This window comes from Pseudomonas sp. RG1 (assembly GCF_025910115.1).
Classification (GTDB): domain Bacteria; phylum Pseudomonadota; class Gammaproteobacteria; order Pseudomonadales; family Pseudomonadaceae; genus Aquipseudomonas; species Aquipseudomonas atacamensis.
This window is the reverse complement of sequence record NZ_JAPCIK010000003.1, coordinates 86,509-111,736: the sequence shown is the minus strand read 5'-3', so window position 1 is coordinate 111,736 and position 25,228 is coordinate 86,509. Positions and strand designations below refer to the sequence as shown.

Annotated in this window: 23 protein-coding genes; 15 read left to right on the top strand and 8 right to left on the bottom strand. The window is 62.5% G+C overall.

Features of this window, described 5'->3' with window-relative positions; genetic code table 11:
* Window positions 1-12: 12 nt before the first annotated feature.
* The gene (locus OK411_RS04420) at window positions 13-942 is read right to left on the bottom strand and encodes a LysR family transcriptional regulator (protein ID WP_110603751.1); all 930 of its coding nucleotides are present in this window, start codon (window positions 940-942) and stop codon (window positions 13-15) included.
* Window positions 943-1,063: 121 nt separating this feature from the next.
* Here OK411_RS04420 and OK411_RS04415 point away from each other — a divergent pair, with 121 nt between their 5' ends.
* The 3 genes from OK411_RS04415 (at window position 1,064) to OK411_RS04405 (ending at window position 2,729) form a co-directional block, all read left to right on the top strand.
* Window positions 1,064-1,357: a putative quinol monooxygenase gene (locus OK411_RS04415; protein WP_016771821.1), complete on the top strand. Its 294-nt coding sequence runs from the start codon at window positions 1,064-1,066 to the stop codon at window positions 1,355-1,357.
* Window positions 1,358-1,389: 32 nt separating this feature from the next.
* Window positions 1,390-2,403 (top strand): zinc-binding alcohol dehydrogenase family protein, encoded by a 1,014-nt coding sequence (locus OK411_RS04410; protein WP_264364484.1) that lies wholly within the window; start codon window positions 1,390-1,392, stop codon window positions 2,401-2,403.
* 152 nt (window positions 2,404-2,555) lie between these two features.
* Complete coding sequence (locus OK411_RS04405) at window positions 2,556-2,729, top strand: hypothetical protein (protein ID WP_016771823.1); 174 nt, start codon at window positions 2,556-2,558, stop codon at window positions 2,727-2,729.
* 17 nt (window positions 2,730-2,746) lie between these two features.
* Here OK411_RS04405 and OK411_RS04400 read toward each other — a convergent pair whose 3' ends face one another.
* Together OK411_RS04400 and OK411_RS04395 are read right to left on the bottom strand one after the other, a co-directional pair.
* The gene (locus tag OK411_RS04400) at window positions 2,747-3,943 is read right to left on the bottom strand and encodes a multidrug effflux MFS transporter (RefSeq protein ID WP_024011460.1); all 1,197 of its coding nucleotides are present in this window, start codon (window positions 3,941-3,943) and stop codon (window positions 2,747-2,749) included.
* Between the two features lie 87 nt (window positions 3,944-4,030).
* Complete coding sequence (locus OK411_RS04395) at window positions 4,031-4,228, bottom strand: cation transporter (RefSeq protein WP_056787762.1); 198 nt, start codon at window positions 4,226-4,228, stop codon at window positions 4,031-4,033.
* 148 nt (window positions 4,229-4,376) lie between these two features.
* Here OK411_RS04395 and OK411_RS04390 point away from each other — a divergent pair, with 148 nt between their 5' ends.
* From OK411_RS04390 to cueR, 3 genes are all read left to right on the top strand, one after another.
* Complete coding sequence (locus tag OK411_RS04390; protein WP_207809435.1) at window positions 4,377-4,760, top strand: hypothetical protein; 384 nt, start codon at window positions 4,377-4,379, stop codon at window positions 4,758-4,760.
* 238 nt (window positions 4,761-4,998) lie between these two features.
* The gene (cueA, locus tag OK411_RS04385) at window positions 4,999-7,392 is read left to right on the top strand and encodes a copper resistance metal-translocating P1-type ATPase CueA (RefSeq protein ID WP_264364483.1); all 2,394 of its coding nucleotides are present in this window, start codon (window positions 4,999-5,001) and stop codon (window positions 7,390-7,392) included.
* A complete protein-coding gene (gene cueR / locus OK411_RS04380; protein ID WP_016771827.1) occupies window positions 7,389-7,802 on the top strand; it encodes a Cu(I)-responsive transcriptional regulator in 414 nt (137 codons plus the stop codon). Before cueA ends, cueR begins: the two co-directional genes overlap by 4 nt.
* Here cueR and OK411_RS04375 read toward each other — a convergent pair.
* From OK411_RS04375 to OK411_RS04365, 3 genes are all read right to left on the bottom strand, one after another.
* Complete coding sequence (locus OK411_RS04375; protein WP_264364482.1) at window positions 7,756-8,964, bottom strand: MFS transporter; 1,209 nt, start codon at window positions 8,962-8,964, stop codon at window positions 7,756-7,758. The two genes, cueR and OK411_RS04375, sit on opposite strands and share 47 nt — an antisense overlap.
* A 428-nt stretch (window positions 8,965-9,392) precedes the next feature.
* On the bottom strand, window positions 9,393-10,289 hold the full coding sequence (locus OK411_RS04370; protein ID WP_016771829.1) for a PA4780 family RIO1-like protein kinase: 897 nt from the start codon (window positions 10,287-10,289) through the stop codon (window positions 9,393-9,395).
* A 430-nt stretch (window positions 10,290-10,719) separates the two neighbouring features.
* Entirely contained in the window at window positions 10,720-11,997 is a 1,278-nt protein-coding gene (locus OK411_RS04365) for an acetyl-CoA C-acetyltransferase (RefSeq protein ID WP_264364481.1), read from the bottom strand.
* Window positions 11,998-12,234: 237 nt separating this feature from the next.
* Here OK411_RS04365 and OK411_RS04360 point away from each other — a divergent pair, with 237 nt between their 5' ends.
* From OK411_RS04360 to OK411_RS04340, 5 genes are all read left to right on the top strand, one after another.
* Window positions 12,235-13,587 carry a 3-oxoacyl-ACP reductase gene (locus tag OK411_RS04360; protein ID WP_264364480.1) on the top strand — a complete coding sequence of 451 codons (1,353 nt, stop codon included), beginning with the start codon at window positions 12,235-12,237 and terminating at the stop codon, window positions 13,585-13,587.
* A gap of 2 nt (window positions 13,588-13,589) precedes the next feature.
* Window positions 13,590-14,444 carry a MaoC family dehydratase gene (locus OK411_RS04355; protein WP_264364479.1) on the top strand — a complete coding sequence of 285 codons (855 nt, stop codon included), beginning with the start codon at window positions 13,590-13,592 and terminating at the stop codon, window positions 14,442-14,444.
* A gap of 302 nt (window positions 14,445-14,746) precedes the next feature.
* Complete coding sequence (locus OK411_RS04350; RefSeq protein WP_264364478.1) at window positions 14,747-16,321, top strand: collagen-like triple helix repeat-containing protein; 1,575 nt, start codon at window positions 14,747-14,749, stop codon at window positions 16,319-16,321.
* Window positions 16,322-16,455: 134 nt separating this feature from the next.
* Complete coding sequence (locus OK411_RS04345) at window positions 16,456-18,126, top strand: ShlB/FhaC/HecB family hemolysin secretion/activation protein (protein ID WP_073471828.1); 1,671 nt, start codon at window positions 16,456-16,458, stop codon at window positions 18,124-18,126.
* Between the two features lie 520 nt (window positions 18,127-18,646).
* A complete protein-coding gene (locus OK411_RS04340; RefSeq protein ID WP_264364477.1) occupies window positions 18,647-19,009 on the top strand; it encodes a DUF6124 family protein in 363 nt (120 codons plus the stop codon).
* Between the two features lie 549 nt (window positions 19,010-19,558).
* Here OK411_RS04340 and OK411_RS04335 read toward each other — a convergent pair.
* Window positions 19,559-19,966: a response regulator gene (locus OK411_RS04335; RefSeq protein WP_136492285.1), complete on the bottom strand. Its 408-nt coding sequence runs from the start codon at window positions 19,964-19,966 to the stop codon at window positions 19,559-19,561.
* A 70-nt stretch (window positions 19,967-20,036) separates the two neighbouring features.
* Window positions 20,037-20,252, bottom strand: a complete 216-nt coding sequence (locus OK411_RS04330) for a Flp family type IVb pilin (RefSeq protein WP_370593582.1) — start codon at window positions 20,250-20,252, stop codon at window positions 20,037-20,039.
* Between the two features lie 329 nt (window positions 20,253-20,581).
* On the opposite strand from OK411_RS04330, the gene cpaB reads away from it, so the two are divergent.
* The 4 genes from cpaB to OK411_RS04310 are packed head-to-tail and all read left to right on the top strand — an operon-like array spanning window position 20,582 to window position 25,213.
* A complete protein-coding gene (cpaB, locus tag OK411_RS04325) occupies window positions 20,582-21,523 on the top strand; it encodes a Flp pilus assembly protein CpaB (protein WP_264364476.1) in 942 nt (313 codons plus the stop codon).
* 20 nt (window positions 21,524-21,543) lie between these two features.
* Window positions 21,544-22,761 carry a type II and III secretion system protein family protein gene (locus OK411_RS04320; RefSeq protein WP_264364475.1) on the top strand — a complete coding sequence of 406 codons (1,218 nt, stop codon included), beginning with the start codon at window positions 21,544-21,546 and terminating at the stop codon, window positions 22,759-22,761.
* Window positions 22,758-23,948, top strand: a complete 1,191-nt coding sequence (locus OK411_RS04315) for an AAA family ATPase (protein ID WP_122610416.1) — start codon at window positions 22,758-22,760, stop codon at window positions 23,946-23,948. The genes OK411_RS04320 and OK411_RS04315 overlap by 4 nt, the downstream gene beginning before the upstream one ends.
* Window positions 23,945-25,213 (top strand): CpaF family protein, encoded by a 1,269-nt coding sequence (locus OK411_RS04310; protein WP_264364474.1) that lies wholly within the window; start codon window positions 23,945-23,947, stop codon window positions 25,211-25,213. The genes OK411_RS04315 and OK411_RS04310 overlap by 4 nt, the downstream gene beginning before the upstream one ends.
* Window positions 25,214-25,228 lie beyond the last annotated feature (15 nt).

Genomic DNA, 25,228 nt, shown 5'->3' with positions numbered 1-25,228 from the left:
AATTGCCTGCGACTAATGATCAACTTTGAGGAAACCGGGAAATTGGCTACTCAATTCGGCGCATCGGCTGGCGAGCATCTCCCTCAGCAGGTTCACCGGCTTACTCAATTGTGCGCGATGGGCGCACAACAGATTCAGCGGTGCGCGCTCACACAGCAGTTCCGGCATCAGCACTTTGAGGCGTCCGGCGAGCACATCGGCGCCGACATCCAGCCAGGATTTGTAGGCGATACCGGCACCGGCCACCGCCCATAACCGTACTACGTCGGCGTCATCACTGAAGCGGTCGCCGCTGACGGTCAGGCCGACTTCGCGCTTGCCATCGTGAAAACTCCAATGGTCATGAACACGGCTGCCGAGCATGTACAAAAGGCAGTTGTGCTGGGCCAGTTGCTCAAGCTGGCGCGGTTCGCCATGCCGGGCCAGGTAATCGGGAGATGCGCACAACACGCGGCGATTGTGTGGCGCGATGGGCAAGGCGATCAGGCTGGAATCTTCCGGCTCGCCGTAGCGCAGGGCGATGTCCACCGGTTGCCGGAACAGGTCGGCGATGCGGTCGCCAAGCAGCAGGCGCACCGTCAGTTTCGGGTGTTCACGCTGGAACGCGTCGAGCCACGGCAGCAGCAGATTGCGGCCGAAATCCGAGGGTGCTGACAGTTGCAGAATTCCGCTGACCTGATCCTGTCCGCTGGCGAGCAGTCGACGGCCTTCGTCGAGATTGCTCAGGGCGGCGCGGGCATATTCGAGGAAGCCTTCGCCCTCGGCGGTGAGGCGCAGGCTGCGGGTCGAACGCGCCAGCAGCCGTGCACCGAGTTGTTGCTCAATGCGCTTCAAGGCCGCACTGGCCACCGCCGCAGACATGTCCATCACCCGTGCCGCCGCCGACAGGCTGCCCAGATCCGCCGCGCGGACAAACAACTGCAAGTCATCAAAACGCAGCATGCGCAGCCTCGATTATCAAAAAAATATTGAAAGAGACTGCTCTTTTAGCCGGTTTTATCGCGCAGAGAAATAGCCAATGATGGCCTACAACAAATTCATCCCGATTCTCTGGAGTCCGCGCATGTCCCAGCCCTTTACCGCTATCGCCACCCTGACCGCTAAATCCGGCCAGCAGGACGTTCTCGAACAGGCTCTGCGTGCCCTTGTCGAACCGAGCCGCGCCGAGCCCGGTTGTGGCCAGTACGACCTGCACCGCGACCTTGCCGATCCGCAGGTTTTTTATGTCATCGAACAGTGGGCCAGTGACGAGATTCTTGAGGCGCACAACGCCAGCGCGCATTTTCAGAAGTTTCAGGCCAGCGCCGGCCACACCATCGAACACTTCCAGCTCAAACGCCTCGGCAAAATTGCCTGATTCCTCCTTCTATCAACTGTACGGAGCCACTTATGAAAGCCATTGCCTATTACGCGTCCCTGCCGATCAGCGACACCAAGTCCCTGCAAGACATTGAACTGCCAGAACCGGTCGCCGGCCCGCGCGACCTCTTGGTGGAGGTCAAAGCCATCTCGGTCAACCCGGTCGACACCAAAGTGCGGCAGAACGTGGCACCGGAAAACGGCGCGGCGAAAGTGCTGGGCTGGGACGTTGCCGGTGTGGTCAAGGCTGTAGGCAGCGACGTCACCCTGTTCAAGGCGGGCGACAAGGTGTTCTACGCCGGTTCGATCGCCCGGGCCGGTGGCAATAGCGAGTTGCACGTGGTTGATGAGCGCATCGTCGGCCACATGCCCAAGTCCCTCGGTTTTGCCGAAGCCGCCGCGCTGCCGCTGACCGCGATCACTGCGTGGGAATTGCTCTTCGAGCGCCTGCAAATCAGCGAAGGCAGCAATGATCAAGGCCAGAGCCTGCTGATCGTTGGTGCGGCGGGCGGCGTGGGCTCGATCCTCACTCAATTGGCCAAGCAATTGACCGGCCTGAAAGTCATCGGCACTGCCTCCCGTGCGCAAACCCGTGACTGGGTCAGCGCACTCGGTGCCGATCTGGTCATCGATCACAGCCAGCCGCTGAGCGAAGAATTGAAGCGCGCCGGCATCGCCAGCGTGACCCACGTCGCCAGCCTGACCCAGACCGACCAGCATCTGGCGCAACTGGTCGAAGCCCTCGCGCCGCAAGGCAAGCTGGCGCTGATCGACGATCCGAAGTCCCTCGACATCAGCCTGCTCAAGCGCAAGAGCCTGTCGCTGCACTGGGAGTTCATGTACACCCGCTCGTTGTTCGAAACGCCGGACATGATTGAACAGCACAAGCTGCTCAACCGCGTTGCCGAGCTGATTGACTCCGGCACTTTGAAGACGACTTTGGGCGAGCACTTCGGCGCGATCAACGCGGCAAACCTGCGCCGCGCCCATGAGCTGCTGGAAAGCGGCAAGGCCAAGGGGAAAATTGTTTTAGAAGGTTTCTAAAAAAATAAAGCCTCGCAACCGCTCGTGATGCCAGAGCGGTTGCGGGGCTTTTTGCCGTCAGTCGGTTGCTTGACCCTTGTCACAATTGCGCGGGTATCGAGGTCTACAATCGAAGCCTCTGCGATACATCTTTTACGCAAGGGAGGTCAGCAATGAAGATCCTGATAAAAGAAGTGGCAAAGTCCCAATGGCAAGTGCGCCTGGACCAGCACGTCGTGACCTTTCGCAGTGAAGCCGAGGCTCTGGCCTTCACTCGCACCCTCGAAGCGCGACTCTGCGCGCCCCACCGGATTCCCGAACCCAGCCAGCAGCGCGCCGCCGGCTGAGTTCCAAAGTCGAGCGTTCAGACCTGGGCTTGGGCCAGCGCCCGGGCATTCTGCAAGCGCCGGGTGAGCAGCGCGACGCTCACCACCAGCAAACCACACAGGCTGATGACCATGGCCATCGGCACGGCGCTGCCATCGTGCAACACCCCCACCAACGCGGCGGCACCGGCGGCGATGCTGAATTGCAGGCAACCGAGCATCGCCGACGCACTGCCGGCGCGGGCGCCCTGACCGTTCATTGCGCAAGCCGAGGCGTTGGGAATGATGCAGCCGAGGCTGGCAATGCAGATGAACAGCGGAATCAGCAACGGCCACAATGCCTCTGGACGCATCGCGCTCACCGCCAGCAACGTCAGCCCGGCGAGGAAATACACCCACACCGCGCGCACCAGCAAAAACGCCGGACCACGCTTGGCCAGCAGACGCGCATTGACCTGCGCCACCAGAATGAACCCCGCCGCGTTGGTGCCGAACAGCCAGCCAAAATGCTCGGCGGGTACGCCGTAGAGCTTGATGAACACAAACGGTGAACCGGCGATGTAAGCGAACATGCCGGCGATGGCGATGCCGCCGGTCAGGGCGTGGCCGAGGTAGACCGAATCCTTGACCAGTCGTGCGTACTGGCGCAACGCACCGGACAACGGCTGGCGCGGCACGTGGGCCGGCATGCTTTCCGGCAGACCCAACGCCACCGCCAGACCTGCCGCCGCACTGAATCCGGTGAGGACCAGAAAGATCGACTGCCAACCCGTGGTATTGACCAGCAGACCGCCGAGCATCGGCGCCAGAATCGGCGCCAGGCCCATCACCAGCATCAATTGGGAAAACACCTTCGCCGAGCCCACCGCATCGCACTTGTCAGCAACCACCGCACGGGAAATCACCATGCCCGCACAACCACCGAGTGCCTGGACGAAGCGCGCGCCGATCAGCCATTCCAGGCTCGGCGCGTAGGCGCAGGCCAATGACGCCAGGGTGAACAGAGCAACGCCGCTGAGCAGCGGAAGCCGCCGGCCGAAACGATCGGAAATCGGCCCGTAAGCCAGTTGGCCCAGCGACAGACCGAGGAAGTACGCCGCCAGCGTCAGCTGGACATGCTGCTCATCGGTGCCGAACGCCAGCGCCATGGCCGGGAAGGCAGGCAAATAGAAGTCGATCGCCAAAGGACCGAAAGCGCTCAAGGCGCCGAGTATCAAAATCGTGCGGAAGTTCATCAGGCATCCAGGTGGGCAAGTCGCAGCCCGACAGTCTAGCCGCGCCCGGACGCCTTGAACATTCCGATAGCTCGCTAACGATCAATTTCAGACGAGCTTCACCTCATAACCCTCTTCGCGGATCGCTTCGATCACCTGGTCGGCACTCAGCGCGCTCTCGACGCCGACTTCCTTGGCCGCCAGATCGACACGCACGCTGGCCGCCGGATCCAGCGCCTGCACCGCAGTGGTAATGGCTTTGACGCAATGACCGCAGGACATGCCTTGAACGTTGAACACTTGCATGGGAAGACTCCTTTGAGTGAGGTTGCCGGCAGTCTCGAGCTTGCCACGATGGCAAGGTCAAGTTCTGCGAAAAACTGCCGGGCTGGCATTCGGCGCCGCGCTCGGCCAAGCTGCATGCATCAATGACTGGAATTCAGGAGATTCAGCCATGCGCTGGTCAGCTTTGAGCCTGTTTGGCTTGCTCAGCCTTTTCGCCGCCGTCCCGCAGGTGCAAGCCGCCGGCGAGGATTACGCGGTACTGATCATTTCCCGCGAACGTCTCGAAGTGGCGACCTCGTGCGAGATCGGCGTGTACATCCAGGACCAGCTGTCGGCGCGCCTGTTCCAGGAGCAGAGCACGTCGTTTAACCTGCCACCGGGCAAGGTTTCGCTGCGCCTGAAACTGCTGCCGGGCCAGGCACCGGGTTGCAACCCCGGCATGCTCGCACCGGGCTCGCAGGAAATTAAACTGCAAGCGGGTGAGATCCAGAAGTACCGGATAGCGATGACGCAGGACGGCATGTATCTGAAGCGCGCCGATCTCGGTTATTGAGCAAATTCCTAACCTGTGGGAGCGAGCCTGCTCGCTCCCACAAGAATCGCCGATCGTTCCCACGCTCTGCGTGGGAATGCAGCCATGGACGCTCTGCGTCCCGAAGCGTGACGCGGAGCGTCACAGGAGGCATTCCCACGCGGAGCGTGGGAACGATCAACATCTTGCGGAATGGTGCTTGACCTTGCCCGCATGGCAAGGTTGATCCTGTAGACATCCACTACAGGGAGCGCGACCGATGTCCGAATCCACCACTTTCGATCTGCCGATTGCCGGCATGACCTGCGCCAGTTGCGCCGGTCGTGTCGAGCGGGCGCTGCGCAAGGTCAGCGGCGCCAGTGCCGTCAGCGTCAACCTCGCCACCGAACAAGCCCGGGTACAGGCGCCCGGCGATAGCCTGCCGGCGCTGATGCAAGCCGTGGAGCGCGCCGGTTACAGCGTGCCCCGGCAAACCGTCGAATTGAGCATCGACGGCATGACCTGCGCGTCCTGCGTCGGTCGCGTCGAACGTGCCCTGAACAAAGTCCCAGGCGTGAGCAGCGTCAGCGTCAATCTGGCCAATGAACGTGCGCACCTCGAATTGCTCGGCCAGGTCGATACGCAAACCCTGCTCGACGCGGTGAGCAAGGCCGGTTACTCGGCCAGCGTCTGGCAAGCTGAACGGCCACAGTCCGATGACCAGCAAAAACGCTTGCACCGCGAGCGCTGGGCATTGATCTGTGCGATCGCCCTCGCTCTGCCGCTGGCGCTGCCGATGTTACTGCAGCCGTTCGGCATTCACTGGATGCTCCCGGCCTGGGCGCAATTCGCCCTCGCCACCCCCGTGCAATTCATCTTCGGCGCACGCTTTTATGTGGCGGCGTGGAAAGCCGTGCGCGCCGGTGCCGGCAACATGGACCTGCTCGTCGCCCTCGGCACCAGCGCCGGTTATGGCCTGAGTGTCTATGAATGGGCCAGCGCCGCCGGACGCATGCCGCATCTGTATTTCGAGGCCTCGGCGGTGGTCATCGCTTTGGTATTGCTCGGCAAATATCTCGAAAGCCGCGCCAAACGTCAGACCGCCAGCGCCATTCGCGCCCTCGAAGCGTTGCGGCCGGAGCGCGCGATTCAAGTCATCGACGGGCGTGAGCAGGACGTTGCGATCAGCGCCCTGCGCCTCGACGATCTGGTGCTGGTCAAACCCGGCGAACGCTTCCCGGTGGATGGCGAAGTCGTCGAAGGCCAGAGCCACGCCGACGAAGCGCTGATCAGCGGCGAAAGCCTGCCAGTGCCGAAACAACCGGGCGACAAGGTCACCGGCGGCGCGATTAACGGCGAGGGTCGTTTGCTGGTGCGCACCCAGGCGCTCGGCGCGGAAACCGTGCTGGCGCGGATCATTCGCCTGGTCGAAGACGCGCAAGCGGCGAAAGCGCCGATTCAGAAGCTGGTGGACAAGGTCAGCCAGATTTTCGTGCCGACCGTGTTGCTGATCGCCCTGGCCACGCTGATCGGCTGGTGGCTGTACGGCGCGCCGCTGGAAACTGCGGTGATCAATGCCGTCGCCGTGCTGGTGATTGCCTGCCCGTGCGCCCTCGGCCTTGCCACCCCGACGGCGATCATGGCCGGCACCGGCGTCGCCGCACGCCACGGCATTCTGATCAAGGATGCCGAAGCGCTGGAACGCGCCCATGAAGTCAGCAGTGTGGTGTTCGACAAGACCGGCACGCTGACCTCGGGTGCGCCGCGTATCGCGCACTTCAGCGCGGTCGATGGCGACGAAAACAATCTGCTGACACTGGCCGGTGCCTTGCAGCGCGGCAGCGAGCATCCGTTGGCCAAAGCCGTGCTGGATGCAGCCGCCGAACGCGGCTTGAACGTGCCCGATGTCATCGACAGCCAGGCGCTGACCGGCCGCGGCATCGCCGGCACGCTGGATGGCCGGCGCCTGGCGCTGGGCAATAGGCGGATGCTCGACGAAAGCGCTTTGAGTGCCGGTGAATTGAGCTCGTCCGCCGAAGCGTGGGAACGCGAAGGTCGCACATTGTCGTGGCTGATCGAACAAAGTCCTCAGCCGAAGGTGCTTGGTCTGTTCGCCTTCGGTGACACGCTGAAACCCGGCGCACTGCAAGCGGTGCAACAACTCGCCGCGCGGGATATCCAGAGCCACCTGCTGACCGGCGACAATCGCGGCAGCGCACGGGTGGTGGCTGATGCCCTAGGCATCCGCACTGTTCACGCCGAAGTGCTGCCGGCCGACAAGGCCGCGACCGTCGCCGAGCTGAAGAAAACCGGCGTAGTCGCCATGGTCGGCGATGGCATCAACGACGCCCCGGCCCTCGCCGCCGCCGACATCGGCATCGCCATGGGCGGCGGCACCGACGTCGCCATGCACGCGGCCGGCATCACCTTGATGCGCGGCGATCCGCGACTGGTGCCGGCGGCGCTGGAGATCAGCCGCAAGACCTACGCAAAGATTCGCCAGAACCTGTTCTGGGCCTTTGTCTACAACCTGATCGGCATTCCGCTGGCGGTGTTCGGCTTCCTCAATCCGGTGCTGGCCGGCGCGGCGATGGCGCTGTCGAGCGTCAGCGTGGTGAGCAATGCGCTACTGTTGAAAACCTGGAAGCCCAAGGACCTGGAGGAACACCGATGAACATCGGCCAAGCGGCCCGGCAGAGTGGCCTGAGTGCAAAAATGATCCGTTATTACGAATCGATCGGCCTGCTCAAAGCGGCCAATCGCACCGACAGCGGTTACCGCGTATACGGCAGCGACGACCTGCACACGCTGGCGTTCATCAAGCGCTCGCGGGATCTGGGCTTTTCCCTGGAAGAGGTCGGCAAGCTGCTGACCCTCTGGCAGGATCGCCAGCGTGCCAGCGCTGATGTGAAAGCACTGGCGCGCCAGCACATCGACGAGCTGAACCAGAAGATCCGCGAGCTCGGCGAGCTGCGCGACACCCTGCAGGATCTGGTCGAGCATTGCAGCGGCGACCATCGCCCGGACTGCCCGATCCTCAAGGAACTGGCGTCGGGCTGCTGCGCGCAACCCGCCCGCGCCTGATCCGCAACAGCGTCACCACGCCCAAGGTGCCGAGGGGAATGCCGTGGAACAGCATGACCACGGCCCCCGGCGTCCACCACGCATAGAACGGCGCAGCGACCAACATGCCGATGCCGAAACCGCTCATCTGCAGCAAGGTCAGCACGCTGAAAATCGGCAGGCGCAACGCCGCAGGTTCCCGTTGCAGCCGTGACATCAGGCTGACTTCGGAAACCCCGTCGCCAAGCCCCGCCGGCAAGGCGAACAGCAGCAGACCGTAGAGGCTGTGCTGCTGGAACATCAGAATGAAACCGCAGGACATCAGCGCTACGCCGCAGAAAAATCTTCTTTCGAGGTGGCTGTTCTCCGAGCCTTTCAGGTGACTGGCGATGCGTGCGCCGAGCAGTTTGCCGATGGCCCATACCGCAAGCGCCAGCCCCAAGGTCGTACTCGCCGCCTCGGGCGTGAGCAGTTTCGAAATGATCGGGAAGCCGACGTTGTGCGCAGCGCTGCCCAAGGTGTCGGCCATGGTCACCGCGAGCATGGCCGCGACCACAGGCGCTGAACGCAGGCCCTGCCGCAGCGCAAACCATTCACCGCGTTCCGGTTGTTCGCTGACATCGGTTTTTTCGAAACGCAGCGGCACGATCAGCAGAGCCGCGAGCAAATAGGTCAGCGCGTTGAGGGCGAAGACCGTTTCAAAACCGAAAGCAGCCACCAGCAACCCCGACACCAGACTGCCGCCGACCATCGCCGCAGAAGAAGCTGAAGTGATCCAGGCATTGGCCTTGAGCAATTGCGCCGGCGCGATCAAACGCGGCAACTGGCTGTTGAGGCCGATGGCGAACATCGAATTGCCCAAGCCGAGGCCGAAGGCAATCAACGGCAACAGCCACGCCTGCTGATTCGCCGGTGTGATCAACAGCAGTCCCAGCAGTGCGGCGCGCAACAGATCGAAAGCAATCAGCGGCGCGCGGCCCTGCCAGCGCCGGTAGAAGCGCGTGCCGATCAGGCTGGCGAAAATTCCGCCACCGACGCGGCTGGCAAGGAAGATGCCGACGCTCATGGCATTGTTGCTCAGCAGGTAGACGTAGGTGGCCAGCGCGACCATGTTGAGGAAGGCGCCGAAATCGGAGATCAGCCGGGCGGTTACGATCAGGTGGGTGTTGCGTGGGGTGGTCACATTCAGTCCTTGAGTGTGGTTGGAGCGCTGGACAGTAGACGCGAATAAGCCAAGTTCCGAAAGCCCCCTCACCCTAGCCCTCTCCCAAAGGGAGAGGGGACCGATTGGGGGATATTTGGGAGATACACCGACCTGAACGTTTTTCTTTGAATCCATAATCGACTCGGTTTTTTCAGGTCGATGTATGGCTAAAGACACCTCGGTCGGCCCCCTCTCCCTCCGGGAGAGGGACCGATTGGGGGATATTTGGGAAATACACCGACCTGAACGTTTTTCTTTGAATCCGTAATCGACTCGGTTTTTTCAGGTCGATGTATGGCTCAAGACACCTCGGTCGGCCCCCTCTCCCTCCGGGAGAGGGCTGGGGTGAGGGTGCTTTTTGACTCAAACAAAAAACCCGGCCGAAGCCGGGCTTTTTCATCACGCGATCACTGCATCCACGGCGGTGGAGGCGGTTCTTCGGGTTTGCCTTTCGGCGCGTCGTCCGCCGCGCGAATGGCCTGCTTGCGTTCCTCGTCGAGGCGCGCCGCTTCGATTTCGCGCAGCACCCCGCCGACATCGGCCAGGTCCTCCGGATCGTCGAACTCGCCGGTCAGCACACTGTTCGGGTGCAAGGTGCCGGCTTCGTACAACGCCCACATTTCCTTGGCGTACTTGGTCTTCTTCAATTCCGGCGCGAAACGGCCGAAGTACGAAGCCATATTGCCAACGTCACGCTCGAGCATGCTGAACGCGTGGTTGTTACCCGCAGCGTCGACTGCCTGGGGCAGGTCGATGATGACCGGGCCGGTCGGGGTCAGCAGCACGTTGAACTCGGAGAGGTCACCGTGCACCAGACCGGTACACAACATCAGCACGATCTGCGAAATCAGGAACGCGTGATACTCGCGCGCCTGATCCGGCTCCAGCACCACATCGTTCAGACGCGGCGCGGCGTCGCCGAATTCGTCGGCCACCAGCTCCATCAACAGCACGCCGTCGAGGAAGTCATAGGGTTTGGGCACTCGCACACCGGCGCCGGCCAGACGGAACAGCGCCGCCACTTCGGCGTTCTGCCAGGCGTCTTCGGTCTCTTTGCGACCGAACTTGGACCCCTTCGCCATGGCCCGCGCCTGACGGCTGTTACGAACCTTGCGGCCTTCCTGATACTCGGCCGCCTGGCGGAAACTGCGTTTATTCGCCTCCTTGTAGACCTTGGCGCAACGTAACTGATTGCCGCAGCGCACTACATAAACAGCTGCCTCTTTGCCACTCATCAGTGGGCGCAGCACTTCGTCGACCAGACCGTCCTCGATCAGGGGTTCAATGCGTTTTGGAGTCTTCATCAGCTTTTATTGTGGGTCCTTTATTACCAAACACGCGAATGTCACTCGTTATACGGCAATCCTCGCCCGACGGGGAGGGGTTGCCGACCTGTGAACCTTGAGGATGCACACACTGTGCCGGATCAATCGCAGCGACCCGGGCGAATCATAGCCGAGACCGTGGCATTGATTGGTATCGGTCGGCAAGGGCATTTGCGACAGAATCTGACATGGTCGGTGAACTTCAGTTGCCCTCACCCCAGCCCTCTCCCAGAGGGAGAGGGGGCCGATCGAGGTGTCTCCCGTAATGCATCGACCTGAGAGACCGCAGCGCTTCTGGTTTGAATCGCAGCTTTGGATTCGGTGAAGGGCGCTCAGGTCGGCGTCGATCTCGAGCATCCCCCAATCAGTCCCCTCTCCCTTTGGGAGAGGGTTAGGGTGAGGGGCTTTTTCAGCGTTCAATGATCGCGGTGACACCCTGCCCGCCCGCCGCACAAATCGAGATCAGACCCCGGCCCTTGCCCGCCGCATCCAGCAGTTTGGCCAAATTCGCGACAATGCGCCCGCCCGTTGCGGCGAACGGATGCCCCGCCGCCAGCGAACTGCCTTTGACGTTAAGCCGACTGCGATCAATCGAACCCAGCGGTGCGTCGAGCCCCAAGCGGGTTTTGCAATATTCGGGATCTTCCCAGGCCTTGAGCGTGCACAAGACCTGCGCGGCGAAGGCTTCGTGAATTTCGTAGTAATCAAAATCCTGCAAGGTCAGGCCGTTGCGCGCCAGCAAGCGTGGCACGGCGTACACCGGCGCCATCAGCAGGCCCTCGGCACCGTTGACGAAATCCACCGCCGCCGCCTCGCCGTCGCGCAGATAAGCGAGGATCGCCAAGCCGCGCGCTTTGGCCCATTCCTCACTTCCCAGCAACACCACCGAAGCGCCATCGGTGAGCGGCGTAGAGTTACCCGCCGTCAGCGTGCCCTTGGCGCTTTTCTCGAAGGCCGGTTTCAGCGTGGCGAGTTTTTCCAGGGTCAGGTCCGGGCGCAGATTGTTGTCGCGGGTCAGGCCGAGGAACGGCGTCATCAGATCGTTGTGCCAGCCTTCGCTGTAGGAAGCGGCGAGTTTGTGGTGGCTTTCGAGGGCCAGTTGATCCTGTTCTTCGCGGGGAATATTCCAGGTCTGCGCCATCAGCTCACAGTGCTCGCCCATGGACAGGCCAGTGCGTGGCTCACCGTTGCGCGGGAATTCAGGAATCAGATGCCGGGGGCGCAACTGCAAGAGGGTTTTCAGTTTGTCGCCGGTGCTCTTGGCGCGGTTGGCCTGTAGAAGAATCCTGCGCAGGCCTTCGCTGACGCTGATCGGCGCATCGGAAGTGGTGTCGACGCCGCCAGCGATGCCGCAGTCGATCTGGCCGAGGGCGATTTTATTCGCCACCAGCAGCGCCGCTTCCAGACCGGTGCCGCAGGCTTGCTGGATGTCATAGGCCGGCGTCGTCGGAGACAGGCGCGAGCCGAGCACGCATTCGCGGGTCAGGTTCATATCCCGTGACAATTTAAGCACCGCGCCCGCCACCATTTCGCCGATGCGCTGGCCATGCAGGTTGTAGCGTTCGATCAAGCCTTCCAGCGCGGCGGTGAGCATCGCCTGATTGCTGGCCGTGGCGTACGGCCCGTTGGAGCGGGCGAAAGGGATGCGGTTACCGCCGATGATCGCGACGCGGCGCAGCTGGGTCATGGATAACTCCTGTGGAATTTGCGGATTCACATGGAAACCTGTGGGAGCTGGCTTGCCAGCGATGGGGGCGGCATTCCCAACCCTTCAGCGGCTGACACTCCGCCATCGCGGGCAAGCCCGCTCCCACAGGGTCAGTGGTCTACTCTGCTAAACCAGCGTAGGCCTTATTGCGCCGATCGAACGATTGATTGCCGTGGACAGTCCACACTTTGAACCCCAACTTCTGGAGAGCGTTCCATGTCTGACCGCTATATCGACTTCGCCAACTCATCCTTCGGCCATCGTCTGGTCGGGGCCTTGGGCCTGCCGTCGCCGGTGCGGCTGGAACGCTGGCAGGCGGGGCGTCTGCGGCCCATCGAGGGCGCCCTGTTGATCGGTGGCGGGCCGCTGGCCGAACGGATCAGCGGGTTTGCCAATCGCTTGACCGATGCAATCTACAGCTACGGCACCGAGCCCTCGCTGGCCACCGCGTGGATCCCCGGCCACGGGCCGAAACTCAAAGCGGTGGTGTTCGACGCCAGCGATTTGCAGCACACCGACCAGCTCAAGCAACTGCGCGAATTCTTCCAGCCATTGATGAAAAATCTCGACCATAGCGCGCATCTGGTGATTCTCGGCCGCGCGCCGGAAAGCCTGAGTGATCCGTTCGCCTCCAGTGCGCAGCGAGCACTCGAAGGCTTCTCGCGCTCGCTGGCCAAAGAGCTGCGCGGCGGTGGCACCTTGCAGCTGATCTACGTCGGCGAAGGTGCCGAAGATCAACTGGAAGGCCCGCTGCGATTTTTCCTCTCGCCAAAAAGCGCATTCGTTTCCGGCCAGGTGATTCGCCTGACCGCGTGCGCCACGCCAGTGACCGACTGGACCCGACCGCTGGCCGGGCGCAAGGCGCTGGTCACCGGTGCTGCGCGCGGCATCGGCGCGTCGATTGCCGAAACCCTCGCGCGCGATGGCGCCGAGGTTATCCTCCTCGATGTGCCGCCGGCCAAGACCGACCTCGAAGCCCTCGCCGCGCGCCTCGGCGGCCGGGCGATTACCCTCGATATCTGCGCCGATGACGCCGCCACCCAATTGATCGAACAGCTGCCCGACGGCCTCGACATCCTCGTGCACAACGCCGGCATCACCCGCGACAAAACCCTGGCCAACATGACCCCGGAATTCTGGGACGCGGTGCTGGCCGTCAACCTCAATGCCCCGCAATTGCTGACCAAGGCGCTGCTCGACAGCGGCACCCTGCGCGACAACGCACGGGTGGTCCTGCTCGCCTCGATCAGCGGCATCGCCGGCAATCGCGGGCAGACCAATTACGCGGCGAGCAAGGCTGGCCTGATCGGTCTGGCCCAGGCCTGGGCGCCGACGCTGCTGGAACGCGGCATCAGCATTAACGCCGTGGCCCCCGGTTTCATCGAAACGCAAATGACTGCGCACATTCCGTTCGGCCTGCGCGAGGCCGGGCGGCGCATGAGTTCGCTGGGCCAGGGTGGCTTGCCGCAGGACGTCGCCGAAGCCGTGGCGTGGCTGGCGCAACCGGGCACGGGCGCGTTCACCGGGCAAGCGTTGCGGGTCTGTGGGCAAAGTGTTCTGGGGGCATAAAGATGAGCATCGAATGGCACACGCTGGATCGCGAACCGAGTCTGCCGGGGCTTTATTCGCGCGCAGCGACGCGACGCAAAATCACCGGTACGCAACTGCCCGACAGCGGCCTGCGCTGCTGGGTCGATATCGACAGCAAACGGCTGGCGGCCTATCGCAGGGTCTGCGGTTTCGTCGATGACGGCCTGCTGCCGCCGACCTATCCACACATCCTCGCCTTCGCCTTGCAGATGCAATTGCTCACGGCCAGGGACTTTCCGTTCCCGCTGCTGGGGCTGATTCACCTGAGCAACCGCATCCGCGTGCTGCGGCCAATGGGCGCGATCAGTCGCGCGCAAGTCAGCGTGCGTGTGCACAATCTGCAACCGCACGCCAAAGGCGCGACATTCGATCTGCTCACCACCCTGGACGATCAGCTTGGGCCGCTGTGGGAAGCCGAAAGCCAGATGCTCTGTCGCGGGGTGAAACTCGAGGGCGAGGCGCTGGCACAGGACTGGCAGCCGTCGCAGGATTTGCTTGAGGTGACGCGCTGGACTGCGCCGGCCGATATCGGTCGCCAGTATGCGAAAGTCTCCGGCGACTACAATCCGATTCACCTCAGTGCGGCGAGCGCCAAACTGTTCGGTTTTCCCACCGCGATTGCCCATGGACTGTGGAACAAGGCGCGGACACTGGCGGCACTCTCCGATCACCTGCCCAAAGCCAACCTGGAAATCGCCGTGCACTTTCGCAAACCGGTGCGTCTGCCCAGCGAGGTGACGTTACTGGCCAGTGCAGCGGGCTCCAGCGGTGAACTGCGCCTGGTCGGTGCCGGCGACCTGGAGCATATGGTCGGTCAGTGGCAACCGATCGCCTGATCTGGCGGGGCGGAAAACCCGTTAATTGTGTATATATCACTTAAGTTTTTCCGCGCCCTGCCCGCTGCTTTGCAAAAAACCGAGCCTTGAATTTCAAGGCTTTTTTTTGCCCGTTTATTACCGGGGTATTAGTCCTTCGGCATAGCGCCGAGCCCTCTATATAAAGGGGTTAATACCAACTTGAGAATGGTGAAAAACCTGCCATCGACTGAGATTACAGCCACGGACGAGGCATCGCCGACGACAGATCGGCGAGCCATCGAAGGCAACGTAACGTTGTGACAGGTGCAGGAATCTCAATCATGAAAACTCAAGTGATGTGGTCCAAATCGGCAATCGCGCTGGCACTGATTCTTTCGGTCGGCCTCGTCGGCTGCAGCAGCGGCGGTGGCGGTCATCGCAGCAGTTCGGGCAGCTCGACGGCGGACGGCACGGCGGGCACCGATGGCAGCGGTGGCGCGGGCGGCGGAACCGGCGGCGATACTGCCGGCACTGGTGGCACCGGCGGCACTGGCGGCGGAACCGGTGGCACTGGCGGTACCGGCGGTGGCACCGATCCGACCAATCCAACCAATCCGACAGACCCGACCGATCCCACCAACCCGACCAATCCCGCTGCACCTTCGCTGGTGACCACAACACTTGTTCAGGATGTCGGCAAAACCGTCAGCGGTGTCGGCGATGGCGTCGGCCAGATCGGCGATTCGCTGAGCACTGTTCCGGTCGCTGGCGGCATCGTGCAAAGCGTGGCCAACACCACCGGCAACGTGGTCAGCACCTTGGGCGATGGCGTCACTGATGGCATCGGCAAACTGGCCACTGACCCCAATGGCCTGACCATCACCGTGGCCTCGGTTGGCGGCGTGGTTTCCGATGTTGGCGACGGCGTGTCGGACCTCAGCGTCAAACTCAACACAGCGACCCGTAGCGTTCCCGTCGTGGGCGGCGTAGTCACCCGCGTGGCGCCGCTGGTTGATGGCATCGGTGAAAAAGTCACCATGCTTGGCGACACCCTCAACACCTCACTGAGCAGCGGCCCGACCAGCCAGTTGACCAACAAGGTCGACAGCGGCCTGGTGCCGGTGATCGCCATGGTCGAAAGCACCACCGACAAGCTCGGCGATGCCACCGGTCTGGGTGATCCGCTCAAAGGGGTGATCTCAAAAGTAGGCGGCACGGTGAACAGCCTCGGCGGCAAAGTCACCGACGCAGGCAGCGGCAATCCCCTGACCAACACCCTCGGCGGCGCCCTGAGCAACACCGGCACGGCGGTCGGCAAAGCGGGTGGCCTGGTGTCCAATGGCACTGGCTCGGGTACTGGCGGCATCGGCGGCATCGGTGGCGGGCTGGGCGGCACCGGTCTGCTGCAAACCGTGGGCGGCGCCGTGGTCAACGTCGGCAGCGGTCTGAATGCCGGCAGCACCAGCGGCGTGGTCAGTGCCGGCGGCGTCACCGCTGGCGGGCTGGGCACCACGATTGCGTCGATCAACACCGTACTTGGCGGCTCGGGCACCCCGATCACTGCAACCACGTCGCCGCTGGCCAGTGTCGGCGCCGCAGTCGGTGCGGGCCTCAATCCGGTCACCAGCGCGGTCACCACTGTCACTCAACAGGTCGGCGCCGCTACCGGTCTCGGCACTCCGGTCGCTGGTCTTACAAATCAGGTGGGCGCCGCCGTCGGCAATCTCGGCGGAGCGATTGCCGCCACCAACAATCCGGTCACCACTGCTGTCGGCGGTCTGGTTACCAACGTCGGCGGCACCGTGGCAGCGGTCGGTGGCCTGGTCAACGGCGGCACTGCCACTGGCGGCACAACTGGCGGTCTGGGCGGGGTACTCGGCGGCCTGACCGGCGCGCTGGGCGGCAACAAACGCTGAATTGCACCTGGCCGATTCGACGGCCTTACCTACAGCGCCTACGCTTGGTTGAGGGCGGAAGATTCCCACGAGTCTTCCGCCTTTTTTCTACGGAAAAACTTGCCCTGTGCTGTGTTCTGACCATGGAGTGTCCTATGCGCGTACTGGCATCCCTGCTGTGCCTGAGCCTCAGTTCCGCTGCCCTCGCCGACACCTTGCCCAGCTTTCTCAACAGTAACGAAACCATCCGCAACCTCCCCGTACCCAACCTGCCCGCCGACGCCTATCGGCCGAGCGCGGCGCCGCTGCAAGTGCCGGACCCGGGTGCGACCGCCGCACAGCCACTGCTGATGGAAACCAAGGTCAACCTCAAGACCGTGCAGATCGAAGGCGGCACGATTTACCCGCTCAACGAACTCGCGGAAATCTACAAGCCACTGATCGGCCGCCAGGCCAGCCTTGCCGAACTGATCGAAGCCACGCGCAACATCACCCGCCGCTATCAGCAGGACGGCTATCTGTTGTCCTACGCGTTCCTGCCGCAACAGAACTTCGATGACGGCGTGGCGCGGGTGGTGCTGGTCGAGGGCTACGTGCGCGATATCCAGATGCAGGGCGACATCGGCCGGGTCAAAAGTCTGCTCGACAAACTCGCCGCGAAAATCCAGGCCGAACGCCCGCTGACGCGCAAGACCTTCGAGCGTTACACCACGCTTATGAGCCGCATTCCCGGCGTAACCATTCAAGCGCAAGTGCCACCGCCGGGCACCACCGATGGCGCGACCACCCTGGTTGCCCAGGCCAGTCGCAAACCGTTCACCAGCACCCTGAGCACCACCGAAGACAACCGTAACGGCCCGCAGGCGTTGCTCGGTGTCAGCAGCAATTCGCAGACGTCGATGGGCGAACAGTTGAGCCTCAGCGGCCTGTTTCCACCGGGCGACGATAAAGAGCATTACTACCGTCTCGACTACAGCCAGTTCCTCGATACCGAGGGCACGCAACTCAACGTCTCGGCCTCGCGTTACCGCGCCGACCCGGACACCGAAGTGCTGGTGGGCGGTGGCGGACGCCTGAGTACTCACCGCGAGAACGATCGCTACTCGATCGGCTTCAGCACGCCCCTGATCGCCTCCGCCAACGAACTGCTGACCGCCGGCTCGCGCTTGTATGCGGTCGACGACAAGACGCGCTACGACGGCATCAACTTTCCCTTCAGCACCGAACTGCGCACCGATGTCCGCGCCCTGGCTTTCGAAGGCGACTGGCGCAAGGCCGACGCCCGCCAACTGCGCATCCTCAGTGCCGGCGTCTACCAGGGTTTCGACAGCCTCGGCGCGCACACCAACTACGACGACATCGACCTGGATTTCTTCCGCGTCAGATTGTCCGGCGTGCAGAGCGACAAGTTTCTCGACAACTGGCAAGGCGTGCTCTCGGCGGCGCTTTACTGGAGCGACGACACCTTGCCCGACAGCGAACGCGCCGTATTCGGCGGGCAGAATTTCGGCCGTGGCTACCCCGACGACCAGGCCTCGGGCGACAAGGGTTGGGGCGTGGCCTACGAGGTCAACTACAGCTTCAACCGCGACGGCAACTGGGTGCGCATCCTGCAACCCTACGTCGTCGTCGACCGCTCGCGCAGCTGGTTCAACCAACTGCCGGTGCAGGCCAACAACCTGTCATCGACAGCCGTCGGGCTGAGGTTCGGCGATGCCAAGTACTACAACGTCGCCCTGGAAGTGGCGAAGGCCATGTCCGATGAAGCGCTGGATACGTTGAACCGCAAGCCTCGGTACAGCATCAGTTTCAGTTATCAGTTGTGATGGCCGAGCGGTGTGTCAGTCAGGATTTTTTTGACTGACGCACCGCCTTCGCGAGCAGGCTCGCTCCCACAGATTCGGCGGTGTTCACAGTTTCTCAGTACAACCGCCGTCCCTGTGGGAGCGAGCCTGCTCGCGAAAGGGTTCGGCTATTCAAACTATTTATCGCAGCGCTTAAACCAGCCGTTTAAACACACGCCCCGTTACCTCGCAACAGCCCACAAATCCTTGCGCCGTTGCCTACGGCTACGCCAGAATCCGCCGGCTTGTGCGCCTGGGGCGCGGGTTCTATCGTTTGCCTGCCACTGCTCATCAGTGGTCGGGTTTAGTCGCCCGCTTGTCCACGACGCACAGGTTCCTGTCAGCCAGGTATTGCATACCTGCACTTGATGGTGGCTGTGCGCAGGGCGCCTTCGGGCGCGCCGATTTCGTGGCTCATCGGTCGACTAACCTGCGTGCAGCTGCCTCCCTTTCGTTTAGTCGCGAACGGGTTGCGGCCCTACTCCATCAGGAGACTGAGCCCGTGAAAAAAATAACGCCCGATCCACCTCTTGCCGATCCAGCCTTCGCCGACCCGCTCGTCGAAGCGCAAAAACTCAAGGAAGCCGCCGACCGCGCCATCGATTACTACCTCAACCCCCGCCTCATCAAAGACCCTGCCGCACCGCGCAAACCCAGCACCCTGTTCATCGTCGACCCGGCTGCGGACAACGAAACCTTGTTGGTCCATGCCTGCGAATCACTGGCCTCGGCGAGCATCATGGCCAGCGACCTCGCCGGATTTATCGATGGACCGCAGCGCAATTCCCTGTTGGGAATACAGCAAGTGATCATGCTGGGCGAACTGGCGGTCAACCGCGTACTGGACAGGCTTGTGCCGGAGTGACAAGAGCAAGAGGTTGATTGCGCAGGTGGTGAGTCAGGCAGAGCGTTGTTGGCTGACTGGCCGCCTTCGCTGGCAAGCCAGCTCCCACAGGATTGATGTACATCAGGCAGGAATGGGTTGGCTGGCAGGGCGCTATCGCGAGCAGGCTCACTCCCACAGAAAAGCAAAGCAGCGCAGCTGCCCGCGGCGAAGCCGCACCACTCAACAATGAGCGCAAGCTCGAGTGCTCTTGATCTTGATCCACCGGCGACGTCGGAAGGCTGAGTGGAGGGATTGATCCGGGCGTGGGAGCGCAGCGACCGTTCGACGCAGTCGAACACAGCGGAAGGAGGTGCAGCGAAGCAAACCGTAGCCGCTGCGCCCGGATCAGTCCCGGAGCGAAGGAACCCGAGCCTGCGAGGGCCGAACGTAGGAGCAAGCCTTTTCGGTTACCTTTTTGGCGTTTGAAAAAGGTGACTCGCCGTAAGGGCGAAACCGCCAGCCGCAACACCCGCAGCAACGGATATTCACCCCCCCCACAGAACACGGTCGGCCCAAAGGCCGCCGAGTTCACCCAGCCCCAACCAGAGGCTTGGGAAACAGAGTATCGAGAGTCTCCAACAACCTCACGTGATAAATCGGCTTGCGAAACAGATCCAGTACCTGCAACCGCAACATATCGCTGACATCCTCCATATCCGCATGCCCCGACATCACAATCACCGGCAAATGCTCCCGCGACGTATGCTCACGCAGCAGCCTGATCAGCGACATGCCCGACTCCTCGGGCATACGCAGATCAGTAATCACCAAAGCAATATCCGGATGCCGGGTCAACAGATGCAACGCCAACTTCACCGACGTCGCGGTATGACAGGTAAAGCCCTCCCCCTCCAGCAACTCCGCCAACTCCAGCAACGCGTCTTCTTCATCATCAACCAGAAGCAGTTGTTGGCGGGGCGACGAAGACGCGTTCATAGGCAATACCTGAATACTGAAAGGTAAATCCAGTGTAGTGCGATATCAGCCAAGTGCAGAGTTCACAAAATCACGGCGTTGGCCGGGTCACAGCCGTACCATCGAGCGAGGTCAGAATATTGTTGAAGATCGCCAAGACCCTGTCTCCAAGCGGAGTGACGAACGCCACAACCACCACCGCCACCATCGCCACCACAATCGCATACTCGATCGCCGAAGCACCCTCTTCACTGCGGGCAAACGCGCGAGCCTTGGCGATCACATAATCAAAAGTCATACGAAACATAGGTCCACTCCTTCGCGCCTCTGGCGCCGACATCACCACCGCGGCAAGGTTCCACCGTGCCACCTGAGCATTGTCAACAAACCCCCGCCCAACAACTGTAAGAACGCATTAATCACAAAGCATTAATCCCATCGTTTTTCCGCCGTTTCCGGCTGTTAACTGGCCAGATTCATACTTTGGTACGGTTATTTCGCCTGTCATTAATGGCGCTTTTGCTTGGATCAGCTAGCTTGGAAATAGCGAAATAGTTGCATGTTCATAGCTGCCGAATGAGTAAGCCCTTCACAAGCAGATGCCGTCGGTTGTGCAGCAGGAAAGGGAGAGCCGTCATGAACAGTCGCGTCACCATGGGCCTAGCCGCGTTGCTGTTGCTCGGCGCGGTTTTTGTCGGTTACTGGGGGCTGGTGCTCAGTCGTCAGCCGGCCCCGGTCGCCGAGGCGCCCGTCGCCCCAGCGGTCAGCATTGAACAGACTGTCGCGATTGCCGAAGACCAGACCCGCCAACCGGTGGTGGTGCTGCTCCACGATGTAGCGCCGTTCACGCCGTTGAGCGCCGCCGATGTGACCGTGGAAAAACTGCGCAGCGCACCGGCCGGCAGCCTGACCAGCATTGAACAAGCAGTCGGCCGCACGCCTTGGCGCCACCTCAGCGCCGGCACCTGGCTCAATGACGAAAGCTTCCAGGCCGGCGGTGCGTTGGCGCGGATGATTCGCCGCGACGAGCGCGCACTGACCGTGGCCGTCGATGAAGTGATCGGTGCCGCCGGGCAGTTGCTGCCGGGCGATTACGTTGACGTGCTGCTGTATCTGCGCGAGGACGCGAGCAATCTGCAGCAGTCGGCGCAGATCGCCGTTCCGGCCCTGCGCGTGCTCGGGGTCGGCGATCAGTACGGCCTGACCAACGACGGCCAACCGGCTTCCCCCAACCTCAGCGCCGAAGAAAAACTCAAACAGGACCAGCGCCGCATCGCCGCGCGGACTGCGGTGCTGGCGGTGCCGGAACAACTGCTCAGCCGCCTGATGCTCGCCACTCAAGTCGGCACCTTGCGCCTCGCGGTGCGCAGCAGCGAAGAACAGCGGCTGGCCAAATACTGGGCCGGCGAAGCGCAATCGCCCGCGCATCTGGATCGCGCCAACAGTCAGCTTTTCCAGTTCACCCAACTCGCCCTGGGCAGCGCGCAAAGAGCACCTGCCACCGCCAGTGCCAGCGCGGCGCCCAGGCCTGCGGTGGAAATCATTCGCGGCAACCAGATCAGCCAACAAACCCCATGACTGCGCAAGGATTCACGTGCATGCAGAGTCGACTCAGACCGACATTGAAACCGGCGCTCCGGGCCTTGCTGTTGTTGGGATTGACGATGGACAGCGCCTTCGCGGCGGTGGGCAACTGCTCGGCACTGCCGCGCCTGCCCTCGGTGATCGAAATCGGTGAAGGCTTCCAGCAGGACATGCAGTCACCGGTGGCAATCACTCGGCTGGCAGTGGGCGATCCGAAAATTGCCGACGTGCATGCCAATGGCGGTTCGTCCTTTCTGCTCACGGGCGTCGGCCCCGGCGCGACCAGCCTGATGGTCTGGACCGCCTGCTCGGCGCAGCCGCAGCAAGCCATGGTCTTCGTCCAGGGCGCGGCGACCACGGCGCTGACCAGCAGCGTGCCGTCGGACGATCCGGCCCTGCCGTCGCAAGTGCAGACCGACATCCGTTTCGTCGAAGTCAGCCGCACCAAACTCAAGGAAGCCACGGCGTCGCTGATCGGCACGCGCGGCAATTTCCTGTTCGGCTCGCCCGGCACGCTGCCACCAATCGACGGCGTACCGCAGCCGCGCCTGCCGGTGGATAACTCGCTGTTCAACTTCTCCTGGGTCGGCGGCAAGACCATGGCGATCATCAACGCCCTGGAAACCAGCGGCTTCGCCTACACCCTGGCGCGGCCGAGTCTGGTGGCGTTGAACGGGCAGAGTGCGAGCTTCCTGGCCGGCGGAGAAATCCCGATTCCGGTGCCCAGTTCCGGCAGCGACAGCGTGTCGATCGAGTACAAGGAATTCGGCATCCGCCTGACCCTGACGCCAACCATCATCGGCCGCGACCGCATCGCGCTGAAGGTCGCCCCGGAGGTCAGCGAACTGGATTTTGCCAACGCGGTGAACATCGCCGGCACGACCGTTCCGGCGCTGACCATCCGCCGCACCGACACCAGCGTGTCGCTGGGTGATGGCGAAAGTTTCGTCATCAGCGGTTTGATCAGCACCACCAACAGCTCGCAAGTGAACAAGTTTCCCGGCCTGGGCGATATTCCCATCCTCGGCGCGTTTTTCAAGGGTTCGCAGATCAAGCGCGAAGAGCGCGAACTGCTGATGATCGTCACCCCGCACCTGGTCCAGCCATTGGCGGCGGACGCGCGACTGCCGTCGTTGCCGGGAGAGAAATTGCGCAATTACGACCCGAATTTTTATCGCATGTTCTTCCTCGAGAACGGCAACTTCGACAAGCGCAGCGGGTTGTCGCAATGAACCAGAATCTCAGCCAGACCTTCCTCGCCATCACCCGCAACAGCACCGATCTGGAATGGCTGCAAAGCGCTCTCGCGCCACTCGGCCAGGTCATCAGCGCCGGTGCCGGCAGCCTCGACGAATTGCTCGCACTGGTCGATGTAACGTTCGCCAATCTGGTCTTCGTCGGCCTTGATCGCGAGCACGTCGTGGCGCAGAGCGCGCTGATCGAAGGTGCGCTGGAAGCCAAGCCGATGCTGGCGATCGTTGCTCTCGGCGACGGCATGGACAATCAGCTGGTGCTCAATGCGATGCGCGCCGGCGCACGGGATTTCGTGGCCTATGGCTCGCGTTCCAGCGAAGTCGCCGGACTGGTGCGGCGCCTGAGTAAGCGTCTGCCGGCCGTTACACCTAGCACCCAGCTCGGCGGCCTCACCGTTCTGTACGGTGTGCAAGGCGCGTCGGACGGCGCCTTGATCGCCAATCACATGGCCATGGTCGTGCAGAAAAGCGGCCAGCAAACCCTGCTGCTCGACCTCGGTCTGCCGCGTGGCGATAGTCTGGCGTTGTTGGGTCTGGAGAGTTCGTTTCACTTCGGCGATGCCCTGCGTCATTTGCGCCGCCTCGACGCCACGCTGATCGACAGCGCTTTCACCAGCGCCGAGCACGGCCTGCGAATTCTTGCTTACGCCAACAGCGACGAGCCGCTGGAATCCACCAGTGCCGCCGAGCTGTACATGCTCCTCAGCGCCCTGCGCCAGCACTTCCAGCACATTGTCGTGAACCTCACCGGGCAGGCCGACAGTGAAGCGTTGCGCACCTTCGTCAGTCATTGCGACAAACTGCTCTGGTACACCGACCAGAACGTCCTCAACTGCCGACGCAATCTTGCCGTGCTCAACCAGTGGCGCGAGAAAGGCATGAAACTCGAGCACGGGCGCTTGCTGATCGATCGCTACCTGAGCAACGTTGCGCCGGATGCCGAGACCCTGGGCAAGACCTTCAATCTGGAAGTCATCGCCGTGCTGGCGTTCAGTCCCGATGTGCGCCTGAACGCGAAAAACCAGGGCGTGAGTCTGTTCGAACTGGCGCCGCGAGAGAAACTCACCCAGAGCCTGCGCGCCCTCGGCGAACGTTTGGCCAAGCGTTCCGAAGGCTTGAGCAAACCGAAAGTCACCTGGTTCGACCGTCTGCGAGGCCACTCATGAGCGCAGAAAAACTCTTTGGCGCAACGTCTCACGGAGCGATCGGCAACAGCGATCACGAAGGCCTGAAACTGGTCCTGCACCGCTACATCATCGACGCCATCGAGGAGTCGGGGAAAAACCTGCTGGAAGGTTCGCGCCAGCAACTGGCGCAGTTCGTCACCGACAAGGTCGCCGAATACATCGCGCGTTTGCATCTGGCGATCTCGCGCTACGAAATGGAGCGCCTCGGCGAGGAAATCGTCGACGAGCTCACCGGTTTCGGCCCACTGGAAGTCCTGCTGCGCGACCCGTCGGTGACGGAAATTCTGGTCAACGGCCCGCACCGGGTGTTCATCGAGCGCGACGGCGTACTGCATCAAAGCGATCTGCGTTTTATCGATGCGCATCATGTCGAGCGGGTCATGCAACGCATCCTTGCGCCGCTCGGGCGCCGCCTCGATGAGTCCTCGCCGATGGTCGATGCGCGCCTGCCGGACGGCAGCCGGGTCAACGCGATCATCCCGCCGATCGCCCTCGACGGCCCGTGCCTGTCGATCCGCAAGTTCCGCAAGGACATGCTCAAGAGCACCGACCTGATGGCGATGCAGACCATCGATCTGGCGATTTTCGAATTCCTGCAGAACGCCGTGGGCAGGCGCTGCAACATCCTCATCAGTGGCGGCACCGGCACCGGCAAGACCACGCTGCTGAACATCCTCAGCCAGTTGATCAACCCGCACGAACGGCTGGTGACCATCGAAGACGTCGCCGAGCTGCAACTCGGCCATCCGCATGTGGTGCGTCTTGAAACCCGTCCCCCCAACGCTGAGGAGCATGGCGAGGTCAAGGCCAGCGACCTGATTCGCAACGCCCTGCGCATGCGTCCTGACCGGATCATTCTCGGCGAGATCCGTGGCGTCGAAGTGGTCGATGTGCTCACCGCGATGAACACCGGCCACGACGGTTCGATGAGCACCGTGCACGCCAACAATGCGCAGGATGCGCTGCTGCGTCTGGAGACGCTGGTCGGGCTGACCGGGCGCTCGATCGCCGAACGCACCTTGCGCCAGATGATCTGCGCCGCCCTCGACGTGATCATTCAACTGACGCGCATGCCCGATGGCCGGCGCTGCGTCAGTGAAGTGGTGGAAGTGGTCGGCATCCGCGAGGACGTCTACGTCACCAACACCCTGTTCCGCCTCGACCGCCGCACGGGGTTCGGCTTTGTGCGCGAAGCGGTCAACCCGGCCGGCGACAAGCTGCGCCACGACGCTCACCTGGGCTGACGGCGAGGAGCACGC

Bases quoted from the DNA above. Each gene is read 5' to 3' on its own strand.
- OK411_RS04420 (WP_110603751.1), bottom strand. From the start codon at position 942: ATGCTGCGTTTTGATGACTTGCAGTTGTTTGTCCGCGCGGCGGATCTG.
- OK411_RS04415 (WP_016771821.1), top strand. From the start codon at position 1,064: ATGTCCCAGCCCTTTACCGCTATCGCCACCCTGACCGCTAAATCCGGC.
- OK411_RS04410 (WP_264364484.1), top strand. From the start codon at position 1,390: ATGAAAGCCATTGCCTATTACGCGTCCCTGCCGATCAGCGACACCAAG.
- OK411_RS04405 (WP_016771823.1), top strand. From the start codon at position 2,556: ATGAAGATCCTGATAAAAGAAGTGGCAAAGTCCCAATGGCAAGTGCGC.
- OK411_RS04400 (WP_024011460.1), bottom strand. From the start codon at position 3,943: ATGAACTTCCGCACGATTTTGATACTCGGCGCCTTGAGCGCTTTCGGT.
- OK411_RS04395 (WP_056787762.1), bottom strand. From the start codon at position 4,228: ATGCAAGTGTTCAACGTTCAAGGCATGTCCTGCGGTCATTGCGTCAAA.
- OK411_RS04390 (WP_207809435.1), top strand. From the start codon at position 4,377: ATGCGCTGGTCAGCTTTGAGCCTGTTTGGCTTGCTCAGCCTTTTCGCC.
- cueA (WP_264364483.1), top strand. From the start codon at position 4,999: ATGTCCGAATCCACCACTTTCGATCTGCCGATTGCCGGCATGACCTGC.
- cueR (WP_016771827.1), top strand. From the start codon at position 7,389: ATGAACATCGGCCAAGCGGCCCGGCAGAGTGGCCTGAGTGCAAAAATG.
- OK411_RS04370 (WP_016771829.1), bottom strand. From the start codon at position 10,289: ATGAAGACTCCAAAACGCATTGAACCCCTGATCGAGGACGGTCTGGTC.
- OK411_RS04365 (WP_264364481.1), bottom strand. From the start codon at position 11,997: ATGACCCAGCTGCGCCGCGTCGCGATCATCGGCGGTAACCGCATCCCT.
- OK411_RS04360 (WP_264364480.1), top strand. From the start codon at position 12,235: ATGTCTGACCGCTATATCGACTTCGCCAACTCATCCTTCGGCCATCGT.
- OK411_RS04355 (WP_264364479.1), top strand. From the start codon at position 13,590: ATGAGCATCGAATGGCACACGCTGGATCGCGAACCGAGTCTGCCGGGG.
- OK411_RS04350 (WP_264364478.1), top strand. From the start codon at position 14,747: ATGAAAACTCAAGTGATGTGGTCCAAATCGGCAATCGCGCTGGCACTG.
- OK411_RS04345 (WP_073471828.1), top strand. From the start codon at position 16,456: ATGCGCGTACTGGCATCCCTGCTGTGCCTGAGCCTCAGTTCCGCTGCC.
- OK411_RS04335 (WP_136492285.1), bottom strand. From the start codon at position 19,966: ATGAACGCGTCTTCGTCGCCCCGCCAACAACTGCTTCTGGTTGATGAT.
- OK411_RS04330 (WP_370593582.1), bottom strand. From the start codon at position 20,252: ATGTTTCGTATGACTTTTGATTATGTGATCGCCAAGGCTCGCGCGTTT.
- cpaB (WP_264364476.1), top strand. From the start codon at position 20,582: ATGAACAGTCGCGTCACCATGGGCCTAGCCGCGTTGCTGTTGCTCGGC.
- OK411_RS04320 (WP_264364475.1), top strand. From the start codon at position 21,544: ATGCAGAGTCGACTCAGACCGACATTGAAACCGGCGCTCCGGGCCTTG.
- OK411_RS04315 (WP_122610416.1), top strand. From the start codon at position 22,758: ATGAACCAGAATCTCAGCCAGACCTTCCTCGCCATCACCCGCAACAGC.
- OK411_RS04310 (WP_264364474.1), top strand. From the start codon at position 23,945: ATGAGCGCAGAAAAACTCTTTGGCGCAACGTCTCACGGAGCGATCGGC.